The sequence below is a fragment of the Bradyrhizobium genomosp. III genome (genome assembly GCF_000261705.1).
Classification (GTDB): Bacteria; Pseudomonadota; Alphaproteobacteria; order Rhizobiales; family Xanthobacteraceae; genus Bradyrhizobium; species Bradyrhizobium ottawaense.
In genome coordinates this window covers 1-8429 of record NZ_AJQF01000393.1, presented here as the reverse complement: position 1 = coordinate 8429, position 8429 = coordinate 1, and the positions used below count along the sequence as shown (strand labels likewise).

Annotated in this window: 5 protein-coding genes and 2 pseudogenes; 3 read left to right on the top strand and 4 right to left on the bottom strand. The window is 64.3% G+C overall.

The features are described 5' to 3' along the window. Positions 1-526: hypothetical protein (locus IC66_RS0131780; RefSeq protein ID WP_038950351.1), on the top strand; the 526-nt coding region annotated here is incomplete at its 5' end. Positions 527-582: 56 nt separating this feature from the next. Here IC66_RS0131780 and IC66_RS42750 read toward each other — a convergent pair. Further along, positions 583-900, bottom strand: coding sequence for a hypothetical protein (locus tag IC66_RS42750; RefSeq protein WP_049806685.1), 318 nt, complete (start codon positions 898-900; stop codon positions 583-585). Positions 901-966: 66 nt separating this feature from the next. Next, positions 967-2358, bottom strand: coding sequence for a cryptochrome/photolyase family protein (locus IC66_RS0131770; RefSeq protein WP_244429200.1), 1392 nt, complete (start codon positions 2356-2358; stop codon positions 967-969). 166 nt (positions 2359-2524) lie between these two features. Between IC66_RS0131770 and IC66_RS0131765 the strand changes: the two are divergent. Then, a pseudogene (locus IC66_RS0131765) lies at positions 2525-4272 on the top strand (methyl-accepting chemotaxis protein). A 132-nt stretch (positions 4273-4404) separates the two neighbouring features. On the opposite strand, the gene IC66_RS0131760 reads toward IC66_RS0131765, so the two are convergent. Next, the gene (locus tag IC66_RS0131760) at positions 4405-5064 is read right to left on the bottom strand and encodes a peroxiredoxin (protein WP_028140953.1); all 660 of its coding nucleotides are present in this window, start codon (positions 5062-5064) and stop codon (positions 4405-4407) included. 394 nt (positions 5065-5458) lie between these two features. Between IC66_RS0131760 and IC66_RS48510 the strand changes: the two genes are divergently transcribed. Then, the gene (locus IC66_RS48510; protein WP_083859360.1) at positions 5459-6031 is read left to right on the top strand and encodes a hypothetical protein; all 573 of its coding nucleotides are present in this window, start codon (positions 5459-5461) and stop codon (positions 6029-6031) included. 105 nt (positions 6032-6136) lie between these two features. On the opposite strand, the pseudogene IC66_RS0131755 reads toward IC66_RS48510, so the two are convergent. After that, positions 6137-7987: pseudogene (locus tag IC66_RS0131755) on the bottom strand (alkaline phosphatase family protein); the annotation flags it as partial. Positions 7988-8429: the final 442 nt, after the last annotated feature.

Genomic DNA, 8429 nt, shown 5'->3' with positions numbered 1-8429 from the left:
CCCCCCCCCCAGCCACAAGAACTTCCTCGGACGGCACGAGCTGACGCATCGGGGACAGCCGATCTCGAAGATATTCCTGAAGGCGCTGGGTGAGGACGATCCCGTCAGCCTGGCGGCATCGCACGAGCTGTTCGAGATGGTGCTGGACCCCATGGCCAATCTGTGGGCCGACAGGACCCGCCACACCCAATATGCCTACGAGGTCTGCGACGCCGTGGAGGAGGACTCTTTCCTCGTCAACGGCTTCCCGATGTCGAACTTCGTCTATCCGTCCTGGTTCGAGCCCTTCGAGCATCCCCGCGGCACCAAATTCGACCATATGGGATCGCTCAAGGCGCCGTTCTCGATGACCGAGGGTGGCTACGTCATCAAGAAGGTCAACGGCAGGCGGCTGATCAAGCAGTTCGGCTCACCGGAAAAGCGGCGGCGCTTCAAGGCCGAGGACCGCCGCGGTCATCGCAGCGAATTCCGTGATCCGAAGGGAGAGCATCACCCGGGCCGGCGCGCATCCAAGCCGCGAGGGTAGGGTATCCCTGGAGCTTTGTCTCCGGGCGCGCACACACCCGGAGACCTGCTCCCTGATCAGCGCTTGGCCTTCCGAGTCTTCTTTTTCGACTTGGTGGTTTTCTTGGCCGCTTTCTTGGCGGCCTTCTTTGCAGTTTTTTTGGTCGCTTTCTTGACCGCTTTCTTCGACGACTTCTTTGCAGCCTTCTTCGAACTCTTCTTCGAGGCTTTCTTGGCCTTCTTCTTGGAAGCCTTCTTCGGCGCTACTTTCTTCGCGACCTTCTTGGCGGCTTTCCTGACCTTCTTGACGGCGATGACCGCCGCGTCCTTGGTCGCTTCCACGGCTGTGGTGATCGTCTCCATCGCCTGTTCGGTGATCGGCTTATCGTCGTCCATATCGTCCCCCGCGGTTTGATTGGCGCGATGACGATAGCGGGTTTCGAAATTGTGTCAAAGCGGCGCTCAACTTCTGCGGATCTTTGCGTAGGCGGCGAGTGCACGCTCGCGCCCTTTGGCATGATCGACGATCGGCTGCGGATAGGTCTTGCCGAGCGTGATGCCCGCGCTCGCAAGCTCGATCGGCGTGGCCTGCCAGGGCCGATGAATCAGCTTGGTTGGCATGTCCTTCAACTCCGGTACCCAGCGCCGAACGTAGGTTCCATCCGGATCGAACTTCTCGCCCTGGAGCTGCGGGTTGAACACGCGGAAATAGGGCGCGGCGTCGGCCCCGCAGCCGGCGACCCATTGCCAGTTGGCGGGATTGCTGCCGGCATCCGCGTCGACCAGCGTGTCCCAGAACCAGGCTTCGCCCTCGCGCCAGTCGATCAAGAGGTGCTTGACCAGGAACGACGCCACCACCATCCGCACCCGGTTGTGCATCACGCCGGTGTGCCAGAGTTCGCGCAGGCCGGCGTCGACGATGGGGTACCCGGTGTGCCCGCGCTGCCAGGCCGCAAGCGCCCTCTTGTCGCCCTTCCAGGGGAAGCCGTCGAAGCTCGTTTGCAGGTTGTCGGTGGCGAGGTCGGGATGGTCGTGGAGCAGGTGACGGCAGAATTCGCGCCAGCCGAGCTCGCTCAGGAACTTTTCGATACCGGGCCCGAGCGCCGGATCTTCATCTGCGGCAAAGCGCGCCGCGTGCCAGACCTGGCGCGGGCTGAGCTCGCCGAAGCGCAGATGCGGCGACAGGCTTGAGGTGCCCTCCCGATCCGGGCGGTCGCGATCGCCGACATAGCGGCGCGCGCTGTGCTTGAGGAAGTCGCGCAGGCGTGTCCGCGCGGAGGCTTCGCCCGGGGTCCATGTCTCGCGCAGGCCGCCCGCCCAATCGGGCCTGATCGGCTCGAGCTTCCAGCTTTCAAGTCGATCGCTGGCGATCTTTGGACCAGGGCGCAGCTGCTTCGGCGCGGGCAAGGGCTTTGGCGGATCGCCGAGCGACAGCACCCGCCGCCAGAACGGCGTGAATACGCGCAAGCCCCGGCCTTCCTTGTTGCGGATCGCCGAGGGTGGGACGAGGAGGTCGCCGGGGAAGCTTTGCGAGTCGATGCCGAGCTTTGCCAGTGCGGCTTCGAGCTGCCTCTCAACTGCCTGATGCGGCGCCTGCGCAATTCCATTCCAGTGGACGGCGCGGGCACCGCTTTCGCGGGCCAATTCGGCGACGACCTTGGCCGCCGGTCCCCTGCGCAGGACGAGCGATCCAACGCGCGTGGCAATCTCGGCGCCAAGCGCCCGCAACGACTGCGCCAGCCACCAGCGCGCTGCGCTGCCCGGCGGGCGCCCGGCGGCCTCGTCGAGCACATAGAGGCAGACCACCGGCGCACCGGCTTTCACGGCAGCATGGAGGGCGGGATGGTCGGACAGACGAAGGTCATCGCGAAACCAGACGATGACAGGCGCGCTCGGCGTGGTCAGGGGCGTCCTCGTTTACACTTTGGAAAGCATGCCGCGTGCGGCGGTGTGAACCGTCGTTAATGGGACCGTAAGCGGGCTGCACGAATATGCAGGAATTACGGGGGTAGTTCCATCCATGTCCAATCTTTCGACGGCAAAACTCCTGCCGCAATTCAAGCTCGGCACCAAGGCGGTCCTGTGCGCCGTGCTGCTGATCGCCATGAACACCGCGCTTGTGGTCGGCGCCGGCTATTGGTCGCTGACATCCGCCTTCAACGATCGCGCCTTGCGCGACATCGAGGTCAATCTGCGCACGCTGGCACTGGCCTTCACGGAGACCGTTCCCGCCGCCAAGATCACGATGAAGGATGGCACGGTGGCGCGCGCCGAGATCCCCAAGATGCCTGACTTCGGGGATCACGCCATCGTCGATCGCGCGGTGTCCTATGTCGGCGGCAATGCGACCCTGTTCGTGTTCGACGATGCGAGCGGGCAGTTCGTGCGCCGCTCCACCAATGTGAAAAAGGAAAACGGCGACCGCGCCGTCGGCACCCAGCTTGCCGCCGATCATCCGGGGCAGGCGCCGCTGCGCCGTGGCGAGGCCTATAAGGGGCCGGCCACGCTGTTCGGCAAATCGTTCATGACGGCCTATTTCCCGATCGCGGATGCGGCCGGCAAGGTCGTCGGCATCCTCTATGTCGGCATCCCCATGATCCAGTACGAGAGCATGCTGGCCCAGGCGATCGAGAGCATGGCGGCGGCCGCGGGCCTCGCCGCGCTTCTGGTGCTGGTCCTGACCCTGCTGGTCGTCCGCCGCATCACCCGGCCGCTCACCTCGGTCACGCACTCGCTCACCGCGCTTGCCAACGGCCAGAGCGACGTCGCGATCGAATGCGAGGATCGCGCCGACGAGATCGGCGAGATCGCCCGCACGGTCGCGGTGTTCAAGAGCAATTCGCTGGAACGGGCGCGCATGCGCAGCGAGCAGGCGGCAGCCACAGCCGCAGCCGTCGAGCAGCGCAAATCAGACCTGCGCAGCTTCGTCGAGGAGTTCCGCGGCAGCGTCGGCGGCATCCTCGACAAGGTGGCATCCTCGACAAGGTGCTGGCCTCGTCAGGCGAGTTCGAGCGTGCGGCGCGGCAGCTGACCGACGTCGCGCGCTCCACCGCAGATCTGTCGGCGCAGTCGGCGGGCGCGTCCGAAAACGCCTCCGAGCACGTGCGTTCGGCGGCGTCGGCCTCGGACGAGCTGTCTCAATCGATCTCCGAGATCACCCGGCGCGTGCAGGAATCCAACCAGATTTCAGCCGAGGCGGTGCAGCAGGCCGAGGCGACCGATCAGCGCATCGCGCAGCTCTCCGAAGCGGGCGCGCGCATCGGCGACGTCGTCAAGCTGATCACCTCGATCGCCGAGCAGACCAACCTGTTGGCGCTGAACGCCACCATCGAGGCCGCGCGTGCGGGCGATGCCGGTCGCGGCTTCGCGGTGGTGGCCCAGGAGGTCAAGACGCTGGCCGGCCAGACCGCCAAGGCGACCGACGAAATCTCGAACCAGATCGCCAGCATGCAGCTTGCGACCGAGGAATCGGTCGTCGCCATCAAGGCGATCGGCCAGACCATCGAGCGCATCAGCGGCATCGCCGGCTCGATCTCGGCTGCGGTCGAGCAGCAGAAAAGCGCGACCCACAACATCGTCGCAAGCGTTCGCGCGGCGGTCTCGGGCACGGCCGACGTCGCCGTCAATGTCCGCCACGCCGCCAAGGGCGCCAGCGAGACCGGCGAGACCTCGAGCCGGATGTTTGCCTCAGCCCAGGCGCTGTCGGGCGAGAGCCTGCATCTGAAAGCCGAGGTCGACGGTTTTCTGGATCGTGTGCGGGCGGCGTAAAGCAGGGCTCGAAATTCACAGCGTCATTCCGGGGCGGCTCGCAGAGCCGAACCCGGAATCTCGAGATTCTCAGGTGCGCAAGTGCGCACCATAGTTCGGTGCTTCGCACCGCCCCGGAATGACAGTTCGTTGTTATTTGGGCTGCGGCACGATGCGGATGTAGGGCTTCGGCTCTTTCCAGCCCTGCGGGTAGATCGTCTTGGCCTCGTCGTTGGAGACCGAGCCTGCGATGATCACGTCCTCGCCCTGGTTCCAGTCGGCCGGCGTCGCGACGCGATGCTTGGCGGTGAGCTGCAGCGAGTCGATCACGCGTAGGATCTCCTGGAAGTTCCGACCCGTCGTCATCGGATAGACCAGCACCAGCTTGATCTTCTTGTCCGGCCCGATGATGAAGACGTTGCGGACCGTCTGGTTGTCGGCGGCGGTGCGGGTGAGGGGATCGCCCGAGATCGCGGCCGGCAACATGCCGTACAGCTTCGAGACGTTGTAATCGGTGTCGCCGATCATCGGATAGTTCGGGGCCGCGCCTTGCGTCTCCTTGATGTCTTCCGACCATTTGGCATGGCGGTCGACCGGATCGACCGAGAGGCCCATCAGCTTGACGCCGCGCTTGTCGAATTCCGGCTTCAGCTTGGCGAGCGCGCCGAGCTCGGTCGTGCAAACCGGCGTGAAGTCCTTGGGGTGCGAGAACAACAGCGCCCAGCTGTTGCCGATCCAGTCGTGGAACTTGATCTTCCCTTCGGTGGTCTCGGCTTCGAAGTCGGGTGCGGTGGTGCCGATCGGAAGTGTCATGGTTCTACCTCATCACATTGAATATACTGGAGAAATTTGTCTCTGGCCGTCCCCCTCATTATAGGGGTCTTACAACGCCAAGTGAACGCCAACTGAACCGGTTAAAGTAAAATGTGAATTCCTTCCTTGAAGGGCCGATTTTCTAGCAACTTATTGTTACACCGACACCTGCGGCGAAACAGCTCCACCCGGGGTCACACGGTCTCGCTCGCCCCGATAATGCCTTTTATGACTTCCATCACGCTCGCCCGGCGCGTCCTAGAACCAAAATGGTCCTGACAGCGACCAATTGGCAACCATCTAGAAAAGTCGCGATCCCCGTATCGAATCGTTAACCACCCCTTTACGCCGGCATGAAAATGCTGGCCGATCAGAAGAAATCTGGAAGTGAACTATGTCTGCCGCTGCGCCTAAATCTGCTGACTCGCCGTCCCTTGAACCGTCCTGCCGCGATACCGCGGCCCATGCACTCTCCATCGTGCGCGACGGCGTGATCACGGGCGAAGGCCCGACCACCAAGGGCCGGGTCCATTTCTCCCGCTCGCTCGATGCCGACGACACCGCCTGGTGCACGCGCATCCTCACCGCCACTGCCGTCAACGACCAGCCGGTCAGCCGCGCTGAGGCCGAGATCCTGTTCGAGATCAACGAGGCCGCGACCGAACGCACCGATGGCGGCCGCTTCGATGATTTGCTCGCCAAGGCGGTAGCCCACTATGCCGCAAGCGCCTCGGGCCTGAAAGTGCCGCCGCGCAGCGTCGCGCTGTCGGCCGACACCGAGATCGAGAGCTGGGCGCCGTCCTATGCCTCCAAGGTCAACAGCGAGATGCTGGAGTGGATCGCCGGCCAGATGCGCGGCAAGCGCCACAACAACCGCCGCCTGATGGCGATGGTGGCGACCTTCCTCGGCGCCACCGCGCTGCCCCTGGCTGGCCAATTGCCGAACGTGTTCGACATCGGCATGTAAAGACCTGGGCATGTAAAAGACCTGGGCATGTAAAAGATCTGGGCATGTAACAACCGAGATGTTCTCGCGCCCACGTGCGGGGCGCGAGCGAAAGCGGCGGGGGTATTTCCCCGCCGTTTTTTGTTTGCCGCCGTCCGGCTCGAGGCCGAGCGTCCGGCCCGGGAAGCCGGCGGCGTCGAAATAGCGCTGGCTGCCGACGCGCTGGAAGTTCAGCACGGTGGTCAGGCCGCCCTCCGCGGGCCTGGACTTCATTGTGCCGGCATAAGCCTTCGGCACGGTGCCGTTGGGCATGGCTTCCGACATCACGCGGCCGGCCAGGTCTCCTTTCTGTGTCGCGCTTAGGCCCATCAGCCGGGCGGCCGTCATGCCGACGTCGGCATTGCTGACCGGCAGCTCGTCGACGAAGCCGGCTTTGAAGTCCGGGCCGATCGCCGCCATGAAGTTCATGGTGTCGCCGCGGCTGAAGCTGCCATGCATGCCCTGGCCCTGGCGCAGCACGGTGTCGGCCACCTGCACCGAGCAGTTGGTCGGCGCCTCGCCGCAATCGCTGGCGTAGGAGCGAAAGTTGACGACGATCGACGGCGTCGGCGTCGCTGCCCTGCCGCGCAGATTGATGCTCGACAGCGGCAGGGTGCCGGGGAAGCGGCCGAGCGAGTCCTCGACGAACAGGCCGGAGACGTAGTCCTGCGCCAGCAGCGCCTTGATGGTCTTGGCCGCCAGCTTCTTGTCCTTGTTCGGGAGATAGACGAGGTCCGAGCCGCCATTGGTGGCGACGACGAGGTCGGGCTTTTCCGGATCCTTGCCGAGCACGCCGTTGCCGGCCTTGGGATGCTTGTTGCCCTCGATCTTCGCGTTCTTGTCGTTGGGGTCGAACAGCGGCAGGTCGAGCGCCTTGGCGAGGTCGAGCGCCAGGAAGCCCATCGGCAGGAAGTCTTTCGGCGTGTCGTCATAGCTGACCTTGGCCGAGGGGCTGGTCTTGCTTTCCTTGGAGATGGTCGAGAAGCCGTGGTCGGCCGAGACGATGATGTTGGTCGAGGCCGCAAGCCCGAGCTCGTCCAGCGCCTTGCGGAGCTGGGCGAGGTTGGTGTCGGCGTTCTTGATGCCGGCCATCGAGGTCGGACCGTTGATGCCGGGCAGGATCTGGTTGAGGCTGTCGCCGGTGTTGTGCTGGCTGCCATCGGGGTCGCGCGACCAGAACACAAGCACGAACGGCTTGTTGCGCGCCTTGAACATCGGCAGCACCACCTTGGCGGCGACGTCGGCGAAATAGGCCTGCTGCGCCACGTTGGCGGCGGTCGTGCCCGGCGTCTTGGCATCGCCCGCCTTGGAATTGTCGCCGCGCGGCGGCGTGGTGGTGGGCAGGCCGGCCTTGGCCAGGGCGTCCTTTACCTCGTCCGACAGCGCCACGCCGTTCTTGCCGCCGGTGGCGTCGTCGAACACGATCGAATGCAGGCCGGCTTTTTCAGGCTTGTCGGTGTGATCGAACTGATAGGTCGGACCGTGCTTGCCTAGCGCTGCGGTGCTGTACCCCTTGTCGCGGGCCAGCTTCAGGATGGTGTCCTCGTTGAGGTAGTTGCCCCTGAAATGCTCGTCGATGTCGCCGAGCACGGCGTCGTTCTCGATGAAGGGGACCACGGTGTCGCCGGCGGGGACGGAGGAGTAGTTGGTCCAGATCGTGTTGGAGAACACGCCGGTATCGCCGAGATAATGGCCGGTCGACATCGCCGAGCCATTGGCCATGGTGAAGGTCGGGAACAGCGAGTGCGAATTCTTGAAATTGACGCCCTTGTCGCGGATTTCGGCCATGGCAGGTGCCGTGTCGGGGTTGACCTTCAGCGCGCGCAGACCGTCCGGAATGAACAGGATCAGATTGCGGGGCGTGTTGTTCTGGGCGGACGCAAATCCGGTGGATAGCACTGTCAGTCCGGCGGACAGCAACACCAGTGAACGGCGCATCAAATCTCTCCCTGCGGTGAGGCGGCATGGCCGCAATCCGCGGCCCCCCAGCTTCGTTTAGTTTCGCTGGATGACGGTTTTGTTACAAGGCCCGTCGCCGATGCAAGAGGGTTGGGGAGGAGAGCGGCCCCCACGCGAGTGTGAAGTACAGCATCCGCCAAGCTCGTGTCCCGGACGCGCTGCAGCGTTCCTACGCTGCCGCGCAGAGCCGGGACCCAGGAAGCCACAGCACGTGCTGCTACATGGGCCCCGGCTCTGCAGCGCACCGCTGAACCTGACGATGCTTCGCATCGCCGGGAGAGCGCTGCGCTGCGTCCGGGGCACGAGACCGTTGTTGAATGACTGACATGGGATCGCATCCTCGCAGCGCATTTCGCCCGAGCTTTGCTTCATCGCTTCACCCTCAATTGAAAGAGGGCGCAGGGAAGGCCGGGAGCCGGTT

Bases quoted from the DNA above. Each gene is read 5' to 3' on its own strand.
- IC66_RS48510 (WP_083859360.1), top strand. From the start codon at position 5,459: ATGTCTGCCGCTGCGCCTAAATCTGCTGACTCGCCGTCCCTTGAACCG.
- IC66_RS0131760 (WP_028140953.1), bottom strand. From the start codon at position 5,064: ATGACACTTCCGATCGGCACCACCGCACCCGACTTCGAAGCCGAGACC.
- IC66_RS42750 (WP_049806685.1), bottom strand. From the start codon at position 900: ATGGACGACGATAAGCCGATCACCGAACAGGCGATGGAGACGATCACC.